The 19,919-nt window shown below is 64.5% G+C and carries 19 protein-coding genes; 14 read left to right on the top strand and 5 right to left on the bottom strand.

What is annotated here, in order from left to right; all coding sequences use genetic code 11:
* Positions 1-47: 47 nt before the first annotated feature.
* The 3 genes from BBA01S_RS09820 to BBA01S_RS09830 all read left to right on the top strand — a co-directional run bounded on the left by BBA01S_RS09820 (position 48) and on the right by BBA01S_RS09830 (position 3,665).
* Positions 48-1,448 carry a DHA2 family efflux MFS transporter permease subunit gene (locus BBA01S_RS09820; RefSeq protein WP_245641460.1) on the top strand — a complete coding sequence of 467 codons (1,401 nt, stop codon included), beginning with the start codon at positions 48-50 and terminating at the stop codon, positions 1,446-1,448.
* A gap of 296 nt (positions 1,449-1,744) precedes the next feature.
* On the top strand, positions 1,745-2,986 hold the full coding sequence (locus BBA01S_RS09825) for a cystathionine gamma-synthase family protein (RefSeq protein WP_027816275.1): 1,242 nt from the start codon (positions 1,745-1,747) through the stop codon (positions 2,984-2,986).
* A 292-nt stretch (positions 2,987-3,278) separates the two neighbouring features.
* Positions 3,279-3,665, top strand: a complete 387-nt coding sequence (locus tag BBA01S_RS09830) for a VOC family protein (protein WP_042296757.1) — start codon at positions 3,279-3,281, stop codon at positions 3,663-3,665.
* 61 nt (positions 3,666-3,726) lie between these two features.
* On the opposite strand, the gene BBA01S_RS09835 is transcribed toward BBA01S_RS09830, so the two are convergent.
* The 3 genes from BBA01S_RS09835 to BBA01S_RS09845 all read right to left on the bottom strand — a co-directional run bounded on the left by BBA01S_RS09835 (position 3,727) and on the right by BBA01S_RS09845 (position 6,906).
* Complete coding sequence (locus BBA01S_RS09835) at positions 3,727-4,464, bottom strand: response regulator (RefSeq protein ID WP_027816277.1); 738 nt, start codon at positions 4,462-4,464, stop codon at positions 3,727-3,729.
* A gap of 137 nt (positions 4,465-4,601) precedes the next feature.
* Positions 4,602-4,778, bottom strand: coding sequence for a hypothetical protein (locus BBA01S_RS46770; protein ID WP_156965907.1), 177 nt, complete (start codon positions 4,776-4,778; stop codon positions 4,602-4,604).
* A gap of 109 nt (positions 4,779-4,887) precedes the next feature.
* On the bottom strand, positions 4,888-6,906 hold the full coding sequence (locus tag BBA01S_RS09845) for an FUSC family protein (protein ID WP_027816278.1): 2,019 nt from the start codon (positions 6,904-6,906) through the stop codon (positions 4,888-4,890).
* A gap of 274 nt (positions 6,907-7,180) precedes the next feature.
* Here BBA01S_RS09845 and BBA01S_RS09850 point away from each other — a divergent pair, with 274 nt between their 5' ends.
* From BBA01S_RS09850 to tauC, 4 genes are all read left to right on the top strand, one after another.
* Complete coding sequence (locus BBA01S_RS09850; RefSeq protein WP_042296620.1) at positions 7,181-8,194, top strand: sulfonate ABC transporter substrate-binding protein; 1,014 nt, start codon at positions 7,181-7,183, stop codon at positions 8,192-8,194.
* 222 nt (positions 8,195-8,416) lie between these two features.
* Complete coding sequence (tauA, locus tag BBA01S_RS09855) at positions 8,417-9,418, top strand: taurine ABC transporter substrate-binding protein (protein WP_027816280.1); 1,002 nt, start codon at positions 8,417-8,419, stop codon at positions 9,416-9,418.
* A 70-nt stretch (positions 9,419-9,488) separates the two neighbouring features.
* Positions 9,489-10,271, top strand: a complete 783-nt coding sequence (locus tag BBA01S_RS09860; RefSeq protein ID WP_027816281.1) for a taurine ABC transporter ATP-binding protein — start codon at positions 9,489-9,491, stop codon at positions 10,269-10,271.
* 1 nt (position 10,272) lies between these two features.
* On the top strand, positions 10,273-11,121 hold the full coding sequence (gene tauC, locus BBA01S_RS09865) for a taurine ABC transporter permease TauC (RefSeq protein WP_027816282.1): 849 nt from the start codon (positions 10,273-10,275) through the stop codon (positions 11,119-11,121).
* A 59-nt stretch (positions 11,122-11,180) separates the two neighbouring features.
* On the opposite strand, the gene BBA01S_RS45125 is transcribed toward tauC, so the two are convergent.
* Positions 11,181-11,996 carry an alpha/beta fold hydrolase gene (locus BBA01S_RS45125; RefSeq protein ID WP_052391716.1) on the bottom strand — a complete coding sequence of 272 codons (816 nt, stop codon included), beginning with the start codon at positions 11,994-11,996 and terminating at the stop codon, positions 11,181-11,183.
* 29 nt (positions 11,997-12,025) lie between these two features.
* A complete protein-coding gene (locus BBA01S_RS09875; RefSeq protein ID WP_027816283.1) occupies positions 12,026-13,063 on the bottom strand; it encodes a LacI family DNA-binding transcriptional regulator in 1,038 nt (345 codons plus the stop codon).
* Between the two features lie 173 nt (positions 13,064-13,236).
* Here BBA01S_RS09875 and BBA01S_RS09880 point away from each other — a divergent pair, with 173 nt between their 5' ends.
* The 7 genes from BBA01S_RS09880 (at position 13,237) to BBA01S_RS09910 (ending at position 19,918) form a co-directional block, all read left to right on the top strand.
* Positions 13,237-14,316, top strand: coding sequence for a sugar ABC transporter substrate-binding protein (locus BBA01S_RS09880; RefSeq protein ID WP_027816284.1), 1,080 nt, complete (start codon positions 13,237-13,239; stop codon positions 14,314-14,316).
* Positions 14,317-14,380: 64 nt separating this feature from the next.
* A complete protein-coding gene (locus BBA01S_RS40750) occupies positions 14,381-15,379 on the top strand; it encodes a fatty acid desaturase (RefSeq protein ID WP_042296623.1) in 999 nt (332 codons plus the stop codon).
* A gap of 50 nt (positions 15,380-15,429) precedes the next feature.
* Entirely contained in the window at positions 15,430-15,753 is a 324-nt protein-coding gene (locus BBA01S_RS09890; protein WP_042296762.1) for a non-heme iron oxygenase ferredoxin subunit, read from the top strand.
* Between the two features lie 320 nt (positions 15,754-16,073).
* A complete protein-coding gene (locus tag BBA01S_RS09895; RefSeq protein WP_156965908.1) occupies positions 16,074-16,439 on the top strand; it encodes a hypothetical protein in 366 nt (121 codons plus the stop codon).
* A 296-nt stretch (positions 16,440-16,735) separates the two neighbouring features.
* Positions 16,736-17,854, top strand: a complete 1,119-nt coding sequence (locus BBA01S_RS09900) for an acyl-CoA dehydrogenase family protein (RefSeq protein ID WP_027816287.1) — start codon at positions 16,736-16,738, stop codon at positions 17,852-17,854.
* A 17-nt stretch (positions 17,855-17,871) separates the two neighbouring features.
* Positions 17,872-18,738 (top strand): phosphate/phosphite/phosphonate ABC transporter substrate-binding protein, encoded by an 867-nt coding sequence (locus tag BBA01S_RS09905; RefSeq protein WP_027816288.1) that lies wholly within the window; start codon positions 17,872-17,874, stop codon positions 18,736-18,738.
* On the top strand, positions 18,695-19,918 hold the full coding sequence (locus BBA01S_RS09910; RefSeq protein WP_027816289.1) for a ferritin-like domain-containing protein: 1,224 nt from the start codon (positions 18,695-18,697) through the stop codon (positions 19,916-19,918). Before BBA01S_RS09905 ends, BBA01S_RS09910 begins: the two co-directional genes overlap by 44 nt.
* The last annotated feature ends 1 nt before the right edge of the window (position 19,919 follow it).

Consider the following 19,919-nt stretch of genomic DNA (forward strand, 5'->3'; position numbering starts at 1 on the left):
TTATATTCGTGTTTTCGCGGATATTCACGAAAACGCGCACGCAGCACATGACCAGCAAGCCCATGCACGAGCATCAATCCCAACAAGCGAACACACGCATCGACGCGCGCATCTGGAAGGTCGTCGGCGTTGTCGCGATCGGCTCGTTCATGGCGCAGATGGATTCGACGCTCGTGAACGTGTCGCTTTCGACGATCGGCCACGCGCTCGGCGCGCCCATTGCGACGACGCAGTGGATCGTGAGCGGCTACCTGCTCGCGATGGCGCTGATGCTGCCGCTCAACGGCTGGCTCGTGGATCGCGTGGGCGCGAAGCGCCTCTATCTGTTTTGTTTCGCCGCGTTCACCTGCGCTTCGGTGCTGTGCGGCACGGCACGCAGCATCGAGGCGCTGACCGCCGCCCGGCTGTTGCAGGGGCTCGTGGCCGGCGTGCTGGCGCCCATGGCGCAAATGATGATCGGTCGCGTGGGCGGCCAGAACATGCAGCGCGTGATGGGCTATGCGACCTTGCCCATCCTGCTCGGGCCGATTGTCGGGCCGGTGCTGGCCGGATCGATCCTTGCACACGCAACGTGGCCGTGGCTCTTTTTTGTGAACCTTCCCATCGGCGCACTCGGCTTGGTGCTTGCGGCGCGGATATTGCCGCGCGATGCCGCGCCCGCGCACGCACGGCCATTCGACCTGCTGGGTTTCGCCTTGATTTCGCCGGGCCTTGTCGCGCTGGTCTATGGTTTGCAGAGCAGCGTCCTGTGCTTTTGCGCAGGTGTCGCGCTGCTTGCGGCTTTCGTGCTTCACGCCCGCAACAAAGGCGAAAGCGCGTTGATCGACGTGCGGATCTTTCAGGAGCGCAGCTTGCGCGTCGCCGCCCTCGCGCAATGCTTCGCCAACGGCATCCTGTTCGGCCGGCAGCTTGCTGTGCCGCTTTTCCTGATCGCCGGATGCGGATTGAGCGCGGCACACGCGGGCGGGCTCGTCGCAATCATCGGTGTCGGCATGATGATTTCGTTCGCATTCCTTGGCTTTTTGACCGATCGCTTTGGCTGCCGCCCGGTTGCAGCAGGCGGCGCAATGCTGGCGCTGCTGGGCACGCTGGCGTTCGTGTGGATGACGCTGGGCGCGTATTCGCCCGTTCTGGCCGCCGCGAGCCTCTTTGCAGCGGGCCTGGGGCAAGGCACGATCAGCGTTCCGTCGATCGCTGCGGCCTATGCTTCGCTGCCGAAGGCGAAACTGCCCGTGGCCAATACCGCGCTCAATATCGCGCAGCGCATTGGCGGCCCCTTCGCGACGACGCTGGTTTCAATGGCCCTTGCCATGACGACGGCACACGCATCGAGCCCGCACGCCCATCCCTATCTGGCCGCATTCATCGTGCTCGCGCTGCTGCACGGCTTGTGCCTCGCCTCGACATTGAAACTGCCCATGCGGATCGGGCAAGCAACGTCACGCTGACGCTTTCCGCTTGTAAAACAGGGGTTTGCCACGCACTCGGGTTAGGAGTGCGTGGTTGAAAGTGGGTGGCCGGGACTGGCGGTTAGTTGCAATACAACACGGAACAGGCCCACGCGGAAAGCACAACGTAAGCAAAATATCGCCTGGCGAATGTCACCCGCCTATGCCACGCCAATTCAATCTGTATGCACACATCGCGCGCAATGCGCCGCGTAAGGCTTCGCGCGTCACCGCTTACAGGCGATAATCGACGCCAGGCAATCGATTCAAATGCGGACTTGAACAGCGGAGAAGGAATGAGCAAGCAAGGCTTCACCACCAGCATCGTTCACGGCGACAGGATCTCGGGCAGCGAGCACGGCGGCGTGCGCCAGCCGATCCATACGTCGGTGCAATATGGTTTCGAGCGCGTCGAAGATCTGATCGGCGTGTTTCAGGGCACGAAAAAAGGCGGCTTCAACTACGCGCGCCAGGGCACGCCCACGACGGCCGCGCTGGAACGCAAGATCACGAGCCTGGAAGAAGGCGTCGGCTCGATCTGCTTCAGCACCGGCATGGCCGCCATCACGGCGACGTTCCTCACGCTGCTGCGCGCGGGCGACCATCTGGTGTCGAGCCGTTACGTGTTCGGCAACACGAACAGCCTGTTTGGCACGCTGCGCACGCTCGGCGTCGAAGTCACGACCGTGGACGCCTGCGATGCCGAAAACGTAAAGAACGCGATTCGCCCGAACACGCGCATGGTGTTCGTCGAAACCATCGCGAATCCGGGCACGCAGGTTCCCGACCTGCAAGGCATTGGCGACATCTGCCGCGAACACGGCATCGCCTATGTGGTGGACAACACGATCACTTCCGCGGCGCTGTTCAAGCCGAAGGCGGTCGGCGCCAGCCTCGTCGTCAATTCGCTGACCAAGACGATCGCCGGGCACGGCGCGGCGCTGGGCGGCGCGGTCAGCGACACCGGCCTGTTCGACTGGAGCGCTTACCCGAACATCGCCGACGACTATCGCCGTTCCGCGGCGAAAGATCAGGGCCTGCTGCAGATCCGCAAGAAGGGCCTGCGCGATATGGGCGCGGCGCTGTCGTCCGAGCAGGCGCACTCGATTGCGCTGGGCGCGGAAACCCTCGCATTGCGCGTGAAGCAGAGCAGCGACAATGCGCTCGCGCTCGCGCAGTTCCTGGAAGGGCACGAGGCCATCGGCAAGGTGTTTTATCCCGGTTTGAAGAGCCACCCGCAATACGAGGTCGCACAGAAGCTGTTCAAGGGCGCGTCGTGGCTGCTGTCGTTCGAACTGCTCAAAACCGAACGCATGATCGACGTCGTCAACGCGCTGCAATTGCCGATCAAGGCAACCGGCCTTGGCGATACGCGCACGCTCATCATTCCCGTCGCACCGACGATCTTCTACGAAGCGGGCGCGGAAACCCGCAAGGCAATGGGCATTTCCGACGGGATGCTGCGTCTGTCGGCAGGCATTGAAGATATCGACGACCTGATCGCGGACTTCGCGCAGGCGCTCAAGCTGGCTGCGTAACGCTGAGTCGTAGTTTTCGCGTTGTTTTCAAATTCCGGCCCGACGCCGCTCGGGCTGGAATTCACCACCCGCCTCCTCGCAAACGCGAGCACCGATTTCCCCCTCACGCCTTCATCGCCCGCAAACGCCCGCCAGTCGGCGCATTGCGAGTGCTACACAGCACGCCGCAATGCGAGTATTCGAATGCGCGCGCAACTCTTATTCTGTTCTCACTGAAGGCACGGCATGGTGCCGCTGCCACTGCACATGGGACAGAACAATGAGCGACGCAACGCAACCGATCATTCAGGCCATGAAACTCAATCATCTGAGTTTCCCGTCGGCCGATACCGAAGCCACCGCGGCTTTCTTCGAGCACTACCTGGGTTTCACCATCGCAGGCACATGGGAGCGCTCGTATATTCTCAAGCGTCCCGGCTATGACGTCGTGATCGATTACGCGGGCCCGGACGCGCCCGAGTGGCCGACAAACTTTCACCTGGGCTTTGAATTGCCGGATCTCGAAGCCGTGCAGGCGCTTTATGTGCGCTTCAAGGCCGAAGGCGTACAAATGGAAACGGAGATATTCAATAACGGACGCGGCTCGCGCTTTTTCTGTCGTGCGCCAGGCGGCGTGATGTTCGAAATGAATACGCGCCGCGACGCCGCGCAACAATATCAAGGTACGTTCGACAATTGAGCGGCATGCCCGCAAGGGCATTGCCGGAAAATGATTTCTTGAAGCAGGAAATAAGGATCGGTTATTCGATCTCGCTGTCGCCCGCATCCGCTTCCGGCACGAACATATATCCGCGCGTGCGCACGGTTTGAATCACGCGTGGCTGTTCGGGATTGACTTCGACAATACGCCGCAGCCGCAGGATCGCAACATAGATGCTGCGCGTACACGAGCTGCCGCTACGCGATTCGAGCAGGCGCACCAGCGCCTCGCGGCTGATGACCTGCATGGGACGGGAAGCCAGGTGCGCGAGTATCAGGATCTCGCTCTCGCCGATTTTCACGGGCGCGCCATCTTTCAGCAGGCTTTGGCGCGAAAGCGTGAGTTCGAAACGCCCAAACTGGATACGGTCGAGCGCGGGCCCGACCGGGCGTGTGCTCTGCGCGCCGCCAAAGCGCAGCACCGCGTGAATGCGCGCCAGCAATTCGCGCGGCAAGAACGGTTTGCCGACGTAATCGTCCGCGCCCATTTCAAGGCCGATGATGCGCTCGGTTTCATCGGCGAGCGCGGTGAGCATGATGACGGGCGTGTTCTTGTCGTGCTCGCGCAGGCGGCGCAAAGCCGTGAGGCCGTCCACGCGCGGCAGCATGAGATCGAGCACGACAATAGAAGGACGCAGGTTCTCGATCGCGCTGTCCAGATGCTCGGCGCTATGAACCGCCGTGAATCGCACGCCGCGCGACGCAAAGAAACTGCCTAATAGCTGGCAAGCGATTTCGTCGTCGTCGACATGCAGGACGTGGAGGTCGGACTTTTGCATAGGCGCGCAATATTGCATGAAGCAAGCAGGCTCAAAGACAATCGAAAGTCAGATGATGCGACAAACAACGTCACACAGGCTTACTGATTATTTCCGCGTCTTTCTTCCCTGTTCGCGCCCCGTGAGCGCAAGGGCGCTCAGTGGCACGCCAACGCGCAATAGATGGCCGAGACCGTGGCCGTCACGCCAACGCCGGCGCCTAGCGCGATATTACCCAGCGTCGTTGCACACCCCTGGAGCAAAACCATGCTGGCCAGCGCGCAGGCGGCAATCGTCATGCGCGCCATGCGGTCGATCTTGAAGCCGGAACTCATTGAAAATGCCTTACGCGAACCATTCAAATATCGCGCGCATTTTCCCATGAATCCCCAGCGACTCCCACGCCTGGTCTTCCATCGCGCATTACCGTTCCTTTCCCTCGATTCAGGTTGGCGACGCCACGTAGGCATTCAACGCGCCCGCGAGATGATCGATCGCTTCGCCCAGATCGTCGTCGGCATGCGTTGCCGGTTTTGCAGCGCTGATCTGCCCGCCCGCTTTCGACGCCAGCGCCTGCCGCATCTGCCCCGCCATCGCATCGTAGGCCTGCGCCCTCTGGCGGGCCGCTTCGTTTGGCTCGCCTTCTCGCAGGACTTCGATGACCGCTGCCGCGCCGCAGACGAATCGCAGCGCCACGATGACCTCGCGCAGGCGTTCGAGACCTGCGGAACGCCAGCGTCCTTCCAGCAGCATCCGCTCGCGCGCCGTCTCAAGCCGCGTACTGGCAAGACCCGCTTCCCGTTGCAGACGATCCAGCTCCGCGGCCGCATCGCCGTCCAAGCGCAGCGCTGCCGACGCGAAGTCCATGTTGGCGGAAATCGCCCCGCCAATTGCGGCGTCCAGCACGTCTTCGTTACGGCCTGGCCACAGCAGGAAACTCACGGCCACGCCCACGCAGGCGCCGATGACCTCATTGGCAAAACGCGCCGCGATCAAACCGCCCGCTGGATGAATAAAGTCCGATAACAGCATGAACATGGGGCAGAGAAAAACCACAAAGAGGCCATAGCTCACCAGCCTGCACGCAATCGCCACGGCGGCAAGCGGCAGGATCGCGAGCACCATTGCGCCGGGGCCTGGCAGCGTCGCCAGCAATGCGGCGGCAATCGATCCGCCCAGCACGCTGCCGCATGCCCGCTCCAGGATGCGCAGCCAAGTGTTGGCCGCGACAGGCTGCGTCACGACGATGGCCGCAAGCGCGCCCCAATACGCCAGCGTCACGTTCAGCCAGGTGCCGATCGCGAAAGCCACGACCGTTGCGAGCGCAACTCTCAGCGCGTGACGCCACACCATCGTATCGATGCCGCGCGTGGCGGACGCCGCTGCAAGCGGAACCTGCCCGCTGCCTGCGGCGGGCACGACGCCTTGCTCGGCAAGACGAACAATGGCGCTGGCCGCGAATTTCACGCAACGCGCGATGACGTCGTGCTGGTTCTCCACCTCCTGTAAAAGCGCCTTCGCCTGCGCGATCAGTGCATCGGGAAGCGGGCCATCCAGCAGGGCTTCATCGGCAAGCGCCTGCAGGCATTGCTGCAACGCGCGCAGCAGGTGACGCGACCGGCCGCTCGCCTGTTGCGGCGACTTCCGCTGGGCGTGCCCAATGGCGATCAGCGCGGAAAAGATCCGGCCAGCCGCATCGATATACGCGCCAAGCCGCAATCCATTGCAGCTATCGAGCGCCGCCAGCGCCCTGCCTCGCTCGATCGACAGGCGCACGCCCCGCCGGTGAACGAGGTCGAAGGTCTGCCAGCCCGCGATATCCGCTTCGGGTTGCGCATCCAGTTCATCGATAAAACCGGCCATGCTTTCCAGCCTGGCGAAGATCGCCGCCAGCATGAGATTGCCGGACTGGCGAAACGGAATCGGCACGAGGAACACGCAGAACAGCATCGTCCAGAGCGAGCCAAGCAAAAAATAGCCACCCAGTTCGAGCGCGCCCGTCAAGGGTCGCGCGGACGCGATGCCGATGACCACCGCCAGCGTGGCGATGAAGCCTGCCTGCGCGGGCATGGGGCCGAACGCGGCCTTGTAACTGCGCGTGAGTCCACACAGGAAGACGAGCGCGAACAGAATGACGAGGCTTGCCACATAGCCCCAATGCGCGACCCAGGACGCAACCGGCAGGACGATCGCCCCCATGACCGTGAAGGTGCCCATGGCCTTGAGCCGCGCGATCCTGCTGCCCTGCGGATCGCACAGGCAGTTCCAGAACGCCGCCACCGCGCCCAGCGCGATCTCGGGCCGCGCGAGCAGTATGGCCACGACCAGCAGCGGCGCCATCGCCAGCGCCGCGCGCACGCCTTCTGCAATGCCTACGCGCTCGGGCGTGATGGCAAAGACATGGCCTTCCGCCCGGAATGTCCTGCGACTGAGCACCGATACGAACCTGGCAAGGCTGACCATGGCGTTCCCTTTATGCCGGATTGGGCAAGTCGCACTGTACAGGCGCCATAAGAAACGGGGCGTCGGCATGCCTCGGGAGGCGTGTTTGATATGACGAATCGCGGGACGACGGGCAAATCGCCGGGTGCTGGCAAGCGCGCCCCCTATTTCCCCCACGCGAAATACGTAGCAGAAAATCTTCGAAGCGTTTCGTTGACCGGCGCGCGACTCGCCACGCATCATGCGCGTTCGCCGTGCATGCACGCTTGAGTCAATCCTTCAGGGCCACACTACGATGTCGAATCCTTTGCACGACCGCCAGGGCGCGAATGACACGCGCCGTCTGCTCCTCAAAGCCGGCGCAGCGGGCGCTTTGCGCGGCGTCGCCGCAACGGCAGGCGCGCTCGTCGCTGCTCTCGGCAGCAGCGCGGCGCGCGCGGACGACAACAAGGTGTTGCGCGTCGGCTACCAGAAATATGGAAACTTCGTCGTCCTAAAGGCGCAGAAGACGCTGGAGAAGCGTCTTGCGGCCTCCGGCGTCACGGTGCAATGGCTGGAATTTCCGGGCGGCCCGCAATTGCTCGAAGGCCTGAATGCTGGCGCGGTCGACGTGGGCACCGTGGGCGAGACGCCGCCGATTTTCGCGCAGGCAGGCGGCGTCGATTTCGTCTATATCGGCAGCGAACCGCCCGCGCCGCGCGCGGAGGCCATCGTCGTGCAGAACGATTCGCCGATCCGCAGCGTGGCCGATCTGCGCGGCAAGCGCGTCGCGCTCAATCGCGGCTCGAATGTGCATTACCTGCTGGTGGAAGCGCTCAAGAAGGCCAACCTGCGCTACGACGATATCCAGCCCGTGTATCTCGCGCCTGCCGATGCGCGCGCGGCCTTCACGAGCCACAGCGTGGACGCATGGGCGATCTGGGATCCCTACTTCGCCGCGATCGAGCGCCAGGCGAACGCACGCGTGATCGCTACCGGCGAGGGTCTCGTGAACAACACGCAGTACTACCTGGCGAGCCGCAAGTTCGCCGCCGCCCATGCGCCGGTCGTGCATGCACTGCTCGAAGAAATCGCCGCTGTCGACACTTACGCGCGCGCCAATATTGCGGCCGTGGCGTCGCAACTCTCGCCGCTCGTGGGACTCGACGCCGCCACGCTCGAAGTCGCACTCAGGCGCACGACCTTCGGCGTGCGTGCGCTCGATCCGGCCACCTTCGCCTACCAGCAACAGATCGCCGACACCTTCACCGACCTGAAGCTGATCCCGAAGAAACTCGTTGTCGCCGATGCACGCTGGGATGCGGCTTGAGCCTGAACGCTTCGCCTGAGGTTTGACGCGCGCAAAAACACGGATAACGCGCGTCTTCCTCGCACCGCTTCTATGCACCGCTTCTTCGCGCGAAGACACTGCGTTCACACGCGCCAGCGCATATGCAATGCACGTTTGCTTCGTTCCCGCCTCGCAACGCCGACGCTAAGCTCTCCACAGCTTCTATCCAACCACATCGTCGGCAACACCGGGAACCCCGCCATGACATTCAAACGACGCATTCAGGCTATCGCCGCTCCTGCCGCACTCGCGCTGCTCATCGCACACGGCACGGCCGCACGCGCGGAAACCGTCAACATCGCCTATCAATACGGCGCCGATCCGGCCAAGCTCGCGCAGGCGGGCGCGGCCTATGAAAAAGCCACGGGCTGGACGATCAACTGGCGACGCTTCGACACCGGCGCCGATATCGTCGCCGCACTGGCTTCGGGCGACATCCAGATCGGCGACGTCGGGTCGAGCCCGTTTGCCGCCGCCGTCAGCCGCGGCGTGCCGGTCGAGGCCGTGGTGCTCAACGCGCTGACGGGCGGCTCCGAAGCGCTCGTCGTGCGCAACAGCGCGCATATCGACAAGCCGCAAGACCTGATCGGCAAGACCATCGCCACGCCGTTCGTGTCGACCGCGCATTACAGCCTGCTTGCCGCGCTCAAGCACTGGGGCATCAAGCCCGACCAGGTGCATATCGTCAATCTGGGGCCGACGGAAACGGTCGCCGCGTGGTCGCGCGGCGAGATCGATGCGGCCTATACGTGGGATCCGGCGCTCAGCAAGGCGCGCGAAAGCGGCCATGTGCTGGTGGATTCGGCGCAGGTGGGCAAGTGGGGCTCGCCGACGTTCGACCTGTGGGCCGTGCGCAAGGACTTCGCACAGGCGCATCCTGAGTTCGTGCAGAAGTTCGTGGGCGTGACGCTCGGCGCGATTTCCGACTATCGCGCCAACGGCAAGACGTGGACGCCCGCTTCGTCGCAGGTCGCCGCCATCGCGAAGCTCTCCGGCGCAAGCCCCGCCGACGTGCCGCAGCTGCTCGCGGGCAATGTGTATCCCGATGCAGCGGAGCAGCGCTCGCCCGCCCTGCTCGGCGGCGGCACCGCAAAGGCCGTGGCCGCGACGGCGCGCTTCCTGGAAGAGCAGAAGAAGATCGACCAGGCGCTGCCCGATTACAGCGCCGCGGTCACGCCGCGCTATGTCGCGGCGGCGAAATAATCGCCAGGCAATCCGAAGCAATATATAAGGGACGCGCCTCGTGCGCGTCCAGGAGTCGAAGGAGTCGAACATGGCGGAGCTGAAAGCAGAGCGCGTCAGCGTCATTTACGAAAGCGCGCGTGGCACGCTCACCGCTTTGCAGGACGTGTCGGTGTCGATCAACAGCGGCGAGATCGTGGTGGCGCTGGGCGCATCGGGTTGCGGCAAGAGCACCTTGCTGTCGCTGCTCGCCGGCTTCCAGCCACCCACTTCAGGCACGGTGACGCTCGACGGCGTGCCCGTGAGCGGGCCGCATGCGAGTCGCGGCGTGGTCTTCCAGGACGACGCACTGATGCCGTGGCTCAACGTGATCGACAACGTCTCGTTTGGCCTGCGCATGCAAGGTGCGAGCCGCGCGCAGCGCGAGCGCCGTGCGGCGCAGGTGCTCGACCTCGTCAAGCTGGGCGGCTTCGAGCAGCACCGCATCGGCGAGATTTCGGGCGGCATGCGCCAGCGCGTGGGCCTCGCACGCGCGCTCGCCGCCGACCCCGCCTTTCTGCTGATGGACGAGCCGCTGGGCGCACTCGATGCGCTCACGCGCGAGCGCATGCAAAGCCTGCTGCTCGATGTCTGGAAGCAGACCAGCAAGGGCATTTTCCTCATCACGCACAGCATCGAAGAAGCCGTCCTGCTGTCGACCGAACTGCTGATTCTTTCGCCGCGACCGGGCCGCGTGGTTGCGCGCCATCGGCTCGACTTCGCACGGCGCTATGCGCAGGGCGAATCGCTGCGCTCGATCCGCAGCGACCCGGCATTCACCGCGATTCATCTGGAACTGCTCGACCAGTTGATGCGCGAAACCGAAGGAGCCTGATATGGCGCTCAACGATTCCTCCAGCGCGACGCTGACGCTCGCGCACGCCCCTCGCGAAGCCAATACGCCTGCACGCGCACCGCGCTTCCATGCGGGCCACGCCGCCACGGCGGCGACGCTCGGCTCGCTGCTGGCGCTCTGGTGGCTCGCGAGCCACCTGCAATGGCTGCCGCCCGTGCTGCTGCCCACGCCCGAGGCCGTGCTGCGCAAGCTAGGGCGCCTGTATACCGAGGGCTTCGACGACGCCACGCTCACGCAGCATCTCGCCGCCAGCCTGTCGCGCATCGCGCTGGCCTTCGCGCTCGCAGTCGTCACGGCGATTCCGGCGGGCATTGCCATCGCCACGAGCCGCATCGCGCGCGGCGTGCTCGATCCCATCATCGAGTTCTATCGCCCGGTACCGCCGCTCGCTTATCTGCCGCTCATGGTGATCTGGTTCGGTATCGGCGAACTGTCGAAGGTGCTGCTGATCTACTTCACGATCTTCGCGCCGCTGGCCATCGCGACCGCAGCGGGCGCGAACCGCGTGGCAAAGACCCGCCTGCTCGCCGCGCAATCGCTGGGCGCGACACGCCTGCAGGTGCTCGTGCATGTGGTGCTGCCCAGCGCGCTGCCCGAAATTCTCACCGGCGTGCGCATTGCGCTCGGCGCAGGCTGGTCGACGCTGGTGGCCGCCGAACTGATCGCCGCCACGCGAGGCCTCGGATTCATGGTGTATTCGGCGTCGCGCTTTCTCGTCACCGATGTCGTGATCGCCGGCATCCTGCTGATTGGCGCGATCGCGCTCGTGCTCGAACTCGGGCTGCGTGCGCTGCAACGCAAGCTCACGCCCTGGCACGCCGAAGGCTGAACGCCTGCTATCGTTTCGATCTTTCCCGCGCGTGACGCACGTAAAACTCGCGCGCGATCTCAACGTGCCGAAGAGGCGTTCTGCGACTGCGCCTTGAGCCACGCCTGGATCTTCCCGATCACGTCGGTTTCGATGCCGAGAAAGCCGTGCGGAGCATGGCCACCGCAACGTCCTGCGGCGCTACTGTCGCCATCGCTCGAATTCACTTCGATGTAGTCGTAGCGGCGATCTTGCGCGAGCCGCTTCGCGACATCGGCGGGCGACGACGGGCACGTGTCGCCCGCATTGGAGAGCACCAGGACGCGCGCCTGCGTGCCATCGACATCGAGATCGGCAATCGTCGCCTCATGCCTGCGCGAGAGCGTCACGGGCGATGTCAACACGAAAGCGTCCGCGATTTTTGCGTCGCGTTCCAGCGCATTGCCCACCGACACCGTGCCCGCGCTCGTGCCGACCAGCGCGATCTTCGCGCCCGGAAAGCGCTCACGCACCTTCGCCACGATCGCCTGGGTGTCCACGAACGAGTCCTTGCCATGGCGGAAATCGTCGTCCACGCCTTCCGGATGATCAGACGGCGTATCCACCAGCACGACCGCTTCGCCATCGTCGATCCAGTGTTGCGCCGAGCGAACGAGGAAGTTGCCCTTGAGCGTCGTCGCGCCGCCCGGGCCGAGATGCAGCGCGCCCGGCGTGCCGCCGAACAGTACGATCACCCAGGCAGGCGGCTGGGCGGGTGTCGCGATGAAGAGACTCTGCGTGACGCCTTCGCGCGTGGCGAAGGTGGCGAGATCGCCCTGTGCGAGCGGGTCGGCATGCGCCGCGTGCAGCTGCGCCATCATCAGGCTCGCGGCCAGCGCGCCATACAAGCGTTTCATCGCGGCATTCCCTTTCGGTTGATCGACGATTAAAACTGCGCCGGCAGGTTCTCCTGCATATAAATCGAAATCGGCGTCTGCAACGGCAGCCCGGAAGGCGTGCCGCGATTGTAGTGGCCGAGTATGACTTCGACCGCGCGCACGGCCTCCACGAACGGGCTCTGGTCGAGCACCGCATCCATCACGCCTTCGATCAGCAAGGCGCGGCTCACCGGCGTGAGTTCATGGCCGATCAGCACCGTCTCGTGTTCGCGCTTTAGCGCCTTGAGCGCGCGCGCCACGCCTTCGTCGCCCACGGAAATGTTATAGATGCCGCGCAGGCCGGGATACTTCGCGAACGCATCGCGCGTGAGGCGTTCAGTCGAGCGCGCATCCTCGCGGCTCTCTACCGTCGCCACCACCTCGCACGCCGGAAAACGCCTGCGTAGCACCGAGCGAAACGCGCCGTCGCGCTCCTCGTGGCCCAGATACGTACGCAAGCCCGCGATCACGATGATCGGCCCGCCTTCGCGGCCCACGAAACGCCCCATCAGCTCGCCCGCCATGCGCCCCGCGCAGCGGTTATCGAGCCCCACGTATGCCAGGCGTCCGCTATCGGGCAGGTCGCTCGCGACCGTCACCACCGGCATTTTCTTCGCCACGCGCGAGACCGCATCGACCACGAGGGGATGCTCGTAAGCGACGACGATCATCGCATCGGCCTTTTGCGCGGCGCGCTCGATCACGCGCGCGAGCGAATGCGCTTCGAGGTCTTCGAAGAAGGTCACGCTGCATAGCACGCGATACGTCTCGAACGACTTCTGCGCGAGTTCGAAACCCTGTTGCAGCGCCGCGTAATAAGGCGAGGCCGTGGCCGGATCCTGCGTGACGATGGCGATGCGCAGCCAGCGCACCGACACCTCATGCAGCGCGCGGTCGATCTTGAGGGCGCGCGCCGCCTCCAGCACGCTCGCCTCCTTCGCGCGCGAGACGCCGCCGCGTCCGTTGAGCACGCGCTCCACGGTCGCGTAGCTCACGCCCGCCGCCTGGGCGACGTCCTCCATGGTGGGCTTTCTTCGTGCCGTCATGCAGACCTCAAGGTTGAAGCGCGGTCGACGAGATTGAGGAAAAGTCCTCAACATTCCGTTTGAGAGCCGGAATTCCATCAACTACATTCTATTCGTCATTCGCGCCCCGACGCAGCCCGCAAAAACGCTGAAACCGCGATGACGGCACACGACAAATCACAGGAGACAGCATCATGCAGAGGAACGGTTCAGGCCGCGCCCGGCGCTCGCTCGCCGCGCTTACGGCGCTTGCCGGGGTCGCGCTGGTCACGGCGTTCGGCGCAATCGGAACAACCGGCGCATTCGGTGCAAGCAATGCGGCGGCGCAGGAGCGCTTCGTGATGGTCAGTCACGGCTCGGATTCGAATGTCTGGTGGAACACCGTCAAGAACGGCATGCGCGATGCGAGCGAGGACTTCAACGTACCGGTCGATTATCGCAATCCGCCTACGGGTGACACCGGCGACATGGTGCGCATTCTCGAACAGGCCGCCGCGCGCAACTACGCGGGCGTCATCACCACGGTGCCCAACTTCGAGATGATCCAGAAGGGCCTGGGTGGCGTGAAGGCCAAGCAGATTCCGCTCATGACGATCAATGGCGGCCCCGCCGACGGCATGAAACTGGGCGCGATACTGCACGTTGGCCAGCCCGAATACGAAGCTGGCAAGGCCGCGGGCGAGCGCGCGAAGGCTGCGGGCATTCACAGCTTCCTGTGCGTCAATCACGGCGCCGATATCCAGGCGCTGTGGGATCGCTGCAAGGGTTTCGCGGACGCGATCGGCGCGGACTACAGGAAGTCCACCATGGACAGCGGCGAAGACCCCACCATCATCCAGAGCAAGGTGGCCGCCTACCTGCGCTCGCATCCCGATACGCAGGCGATTCTCGCGCTGGGCCCCGACCAGGCGATGGGCGTGCTGCGCGGCGTGAACGACGCGGGCAAGGCCGGCAAGATCTATCTCGCGACCTTCGATCTCTCGCCGGACATTCTCAAGGCGATCCAGTCGGGGCAGATTGCCTTCGCAATCGACCAGCAGCCGTATTTGCAGGGTTATTTGTCGGTGGCCGCAATGGCGATTGCCGTGCGCGACAAGAGCCGCGATCCCGCGCATATCGTCGCCGCGCTCAAGACCGACAAGAAAGTCGCCGCGCGGCTCGACAAGTACGGACTCAAGCCCGTGTATACCGGTTCGAGCGTGAGTTCGGGGCCGAGCTTCGTCACGCGCGAGAACCTCGCGGTGGTGCAGCAGTACGCCGGTTCTTATCGATAACCTCTTTATTTCCAGCCTGAAACGGCGCGCGCGGCGCGCCTCCTTCTTGCGACGGAGTCAAGCAATGAATATCGACATGCAGTCCTGGTACCGCGTGGACATCGACCGCAAGGCGCTCAAGGAGCTTTCCGCGCGCTCGGATGCGCCAGGACTCGTGCAGGCGGGCGGCTTCTTCGCGCTGGTGGTCGCCACGGGTGCGCTCGCATGGTGGTCGCTGGGAACCGTGTGGGCGATTCCTGCGTTCCTGCTTTACGGCACGGTGTTCGCCTTCAGCGAGGCCGCCGCGCACGAACTGGGCCACGGCACGGCGTTCAAGACGCGCTGGCTCAACGAGTCCGTCTATTGGGTCATCTGTTTCATGTCGTGGCGCGAGCAGGTCTACAGCCGCTGGCTGCACGCGAAGCATCACACCTGCACGCACCTGACCGCCGCGCCTTATAAGGATCCCGAACTGGCGTTCAAGCGCCCGCTCAGTTATCTCAAGCTGGTGACGGATTTCGTGCGCATCTCGCACGGCGTCCAGTTCCTGGGCGCGATCGTGCTGCACAGCTTTGGCATCGTCACGAAAGGCGCGAAGGAAGTCGTGCCCGAAAGCGAGTACCGCAAGATGCGCAATAACTCGCGCGTGCTGCTGGCCTGTTATATCGGCGTATTGGCGTGGGCGATCCTGGCGCATAGCTGGCTGCCCATTCTGTTTCTGTTCGTCTCACGCGCTTACGGCACCTGGCTGCACGAGCTGTGCGCGCTCACGCAGCACACGGGCCTCAAGGAGAACGTGCTCGATCATCGCGTATCGAGCCGCACCGTGATGCTCAATCCCGCTGTGCGCTTTCTCTACTGGAACATGAACTACCACATCGAGCATCACATGTTTCCAAGCGTGCCGTTCCATGCGCTGCCGCAGTTCCATGCCGCCGTTGCAGCGCAAATGCCCACGCCCTACGCCGGTTTGTGGCCCGCGTGGCGCGAGATTCTCGCGATCTTCGCAAAGCAGCAACGCGATCCCGATTATGTCGTCGTGCGCGAATTGCCGCCTGGCCGCCAGGGCGACGCGGTCGCGTGAATACGCTGAATCAGGCGAATCACTCCAGATCATTCGAACGGGACATCACGATGAATATCCTGCAATGGCACCACGTCTGCACCACCGATGATATCGACGAAGAAGACGTCATCGAGTTCGCGCACGAAGGCAAGCTCTACGCGGTCTATCACACGGCATCGGGTTTCTATGCGACGGCGGGCACCTGCACGCACGAGACAGCGCGCCTGGCGGACGGTTTCGTATTCGGCGAGATCATCGAATGTCCCATGCACATGGGCCGTTTCGATATTCCGAGCGGCAAGGCGCAAGGTGCGCCCGTGTGCGTGAATCTTGCGACGCATCCGGTCAAGACCGAAGGCGACAGTGTGTTTATCGGGCTGGAAGTCGAGTAACCGCATGGGGTAATTGCATCCGGCAACTCCACCTGCCGGAGCTTGCCACTGACGCATGGGTGGGCGATATGGGCCGCGGTTCATATCGCTATTTTTTTCGCATCATCTATTCATCGAAAGAACGCCAATTCTTACCTGCATGAAATATATTGGAAGCAATTGAATTATTTTAATTTCCATACATTCACAATGAAAGTAAAACTAAAGAATTCAAATTCACGGTCGTTATAAACAATGAATGAAAGTCATTGTCATCGCAACGTGAAGCGCAAACGATAAAAGGCTTCACGGCGGCGCGAAATATGCGGGGATCGTCAACAATGCAGGTTACATCGTCCACTTCCACTGCGGCCATGCCGGCAAGCACGCCCGTCACCGCCAGTGCAGGCAAGCAGCCGGACAACAACGCGAGCAGGCAACCGGAGTCCAGCACGAAGGTCACGCTATCGGATGAGGGGTTGCAGAAAAGCGCCCAGAGCGACGCAACGGATGCAACGGATTCGACCGGTTCCGCGAGCACGACCGATACGGCTTCGTCGCTCAAGTCGGTGACTTACGGCGTGCTCGGCCTGCCCGACCCCACCAAGCCGCAGCCGACGGACAACAAGGCATTCGGCCTTGGCAAGGGCATCGCCGCGATCGGCACCGTGGTGAGCGTGGTGATGCTCGCGCTCAAATTCCTCTGACCGTTTTACGCGCACTGGCGCAACGTTGGAGAACGTCTCACGGCGTATCGCTGCCCGCCTCCCGGCGCCTGCGCAGCCAGCGTCCCGCCCCGATCGGCAAGTGCAATAATGCGTGCACCCGCAACCGCGCGTGAGCGCAGCGGGTTCCTTCAAGTGCGAGAGTCGTTGTTGCAGGTCTGCATGCGACAGATGCACGGGGACGCCCCACGGGCGCGCCCTTTCGCGCTGCGCGCGTCGCGCGCCGCCCCAGCACAGACCGGACAACCGTTTCCGCTAACCGCCCGGGAGACGTCCCCATGTCCTACCTCGAAGTGCTGGAGCCGCTTGTTCGCAGCCTGATCGCCCCCGAAGCCCCGCAGACCGACCAACTCGCCCGCTTTCCGCGCGCCGCGCTCGACGCGCTCGGCGAGGCGGGCCTGCTCGGACTGATCAGCGCCGGGGAAGTCGGCGGCATGGGGCTGGGACTGGAGCAGGCCTGCCAGGTGGTCGAGCGCATCGCGCGCGATTGCCCGTCCACGGCGATGGTCGTCACGATGCACTACGCGGGCGCGGCGCTGATCGAAAAGTACGGCCCAGCCGAAATCAGGAGCGCCATCGCGCGCGGCGAGCACCTCACCACGCTGGCATGGTCGGAGACCGGTTCGCGCAGTCATTTCTGGGCCCCGGTCGGCACGGCGCGCCCCGACGGCGACGATTTCGTGCTCAACGGCAACAAGAGCATGGTGACGTCGGCGGATCACGCCGATTCCTATGTGTGGTCGTCCCGCCCCGCGCACACGCCGCAGGGCGCCAGCACGCTCTGGCTCGTGGACAGCCGCGCGCAGGGCTTGCAGTGTCCGGCCGCCTTCGACGGCCTTGGCCTGCGCGGCAACGCCTCCGCGCCGGTTCGCGCCGAAGCCGTGCGCGTGCCCGCCAGCGCCATGCTCGGCGCGGACGGCGCCGGTGGCGACATCATGAACGGCGACGCGTTGCCGGTGTTTGCAAACCTGGTCGCGTCGACCGCCATCGGCATCGCCGACGGCACGCTGCAACGCGCGACGCAGCACATCACGGCCAGCCGTTTTGCGGAAAGCGGCGAGGCGCTCTGCGACCTGCCGACGATCCGCGCCTACCTCGCCCGCGCGCAGCTTCGCGCCGACCAGGCGCGCACGCTGCGCGACGACACGCTCGCCGCGCTCGCCACGGGCCGCGCCGACGCGATGCTGCGCGTGCTCGAAGTCAAGGCCGCCGCCGCCGAGGCCGCGCTCGACGTGACCGATACGGCGATGCGTATGTGCGGCGGCGCGGCCTTCCGCAAGGAAGCGGGCATCGAGCGCCTGTTCCGCGACGCCCGCGCCGCCTCGATCATGGGGCCGACGTCGGACGTCCTGTACGACTTCATCGGCCGCGCGCTGTGCGGCCTGCCGCTCGCCTGACGAAGAGGAACGACGCCATGTCGCAAAACGCACCCCTGATGCTCGGCGCGGTGGCCTACGCGCCGAAGGTCGTCACGATCTGGGAAGGCTTCAAGTCCTGGTTCGCCTCGCACGGCCTCGCCATCGACTATCTGCTTTATTCGAACTACGAAACGCAGGTCGAGGCGCAATTCGCCGGCGACATTGCCTTCGCCTGGAATTCGCCGCTCGCCTGGATCAGGGCAAAGCGCATTGCCGATGCGCGCGGCGAAACCGTCCAGTCGCTCGTGATGCGCGACACCGATATCGATTTGCACTCGGTGCTGGTCGCGCGCAGCGAAAGCGGCGTCAGGACGCTCGCCGACCTGAACGGCACGACCATCGGCTTCGGCGCGATCGACTCGCCCCAGGCCACGCTGATTCCGCTCGATCATCTGCGTCATGAGGGCGGCCTCGTCGCGGGGCGCGATTTCCAGGCGCGCCGTTTCGACGTGCTGGGCGGCAAGCACGGCGACCATATTGGCGGCGAACGCGATGCGGCCACGGCGCTGGTGAGCGGCGAGATCGACGCCGCGTGGATGATCGCAGGCAACTACAAGGCCTTTGCCGACGAAGGCACACTGCCCGCGGGCGCCACGCGCGTCGTCGCCACCACCAGCGCATTCGACCACTGCAACATGACGGTCAGCCCCGGCGTGGCGCAGGACGATGCGCGCCGCTTTGGCGAACTGCTGCTGTCGATGGACTGGAACGACGCGAAGGTGCGCCCGCTGCTCGAACTCGAAGGGCTGCGGCGCTGGCTGCCGGGCCGCACGAGCGGCTACGCGCTGCTCGACCGGGCGGTGACGGAGGAGTCCTTCTATGACGAGCAAGGCCGCATCGTCGAGCCCGCTTATCGATATTGAGTCGCTCGGCTTCGACGCCGGCGCGCACCTGCTCGTCAGGCACGCGCTGGACGCGCTCGCGCCAGGCGAACACCTGCGCGTCGTGGGTTGCGCGCCGGGCTGGGACGTCATGCTCGGGCACTGGTGCCGGGCGCAGGGTCATCTGTTGCAGTGGCACACGGACGACGACGGGCGGCGTGTGGCGATGGTCTGCCGCGACGGCCGCTACGGGCGCTGGCGCGACGCACAACAGACTGGCCGCAGCGACCCGCGTGCGGCAGACGCCGTCGCTCCTCGCGCCCTGTCCACGTGGGGACTGGCGGCGCGCGGCGCGCAGGTGGAAGCGGGTTCGCCCGCGTTCGCGTTCCGGCTCGACAGCAAGCAGGAGGTGTGGACGGACAATGCGGGCGATCTCTACGCGCAGGCCGTCGCCGCGCAATGGAATCCCGACGAGGCAATCGACTGGTCGGTCGAGTTCGAACTTCCTGAGCCCGTGGAAGCCGCAGTCGTGCAGATCATGACCTACATGGTCGAAAACGAGAACGCCGCGCTCGTGGTGCCCGCCCGCTTTCTCGGCCAGTTGCATCCTCACTATCGCGAACTCCAGGCGGCGCTGGCAATCCAGGTGGCCGACGAAGCGCGGCATATCGACGTGTTCACCCGACGCATTCGCCACAGGCACCGCGAACCGGCCTTGTCGACGGCGGGCGGCCAGGCGTCGCTCAAGACGCTGCTCGACGAAGCCGATTTTTCGGTCGCGAGTTTTCTGCTCTCGGTAATGGGCGAAGGCACGTTCGTCACGTTGTTGCAGTTCCTCCAGGCGCACGGCCCCGATCCGCTGACGCGGCAGATCGCGCGTCTTGCCGCGCGCGACGAGGCCCGGCATGTTGCGCTGGGCATGTCCCACCTGCTCTACCGGCTCAGGAGCGAGCCCGATCTGCGCGTGCGCCTGGGACGCGCGATCGAGCAGCGTCACGGTGCGCTGGAAGGCACGGGCGGTCTCAACGAAGAAGTGTTCGATGCGCTGATTCTCGTCGCGGCGGGCGAACTGACGCCATCGGCGGTGGCGCGAGGCTATGCGCTCGTGCAGGCGCTGATGCGGGACATGGCCGATGGCCGCTATACGCGGCTGGTGCGACTCGGGTTCGACCACGCCCATGCGCGCGAACTCGCGTTGATGCACACGCGTAATTTTATGTAGC

This window comes from Paraburkholderia bannensis NBRC 103871, from assembly GCF_000685015.1.
Taxonomy (GTDB): Bacteria; Pseudomonadota; Gammaproteobacteria; order Burkholderiales; family Burkholderiaceae; genus Paraburkholderia; species Paraburkholderia bannensis.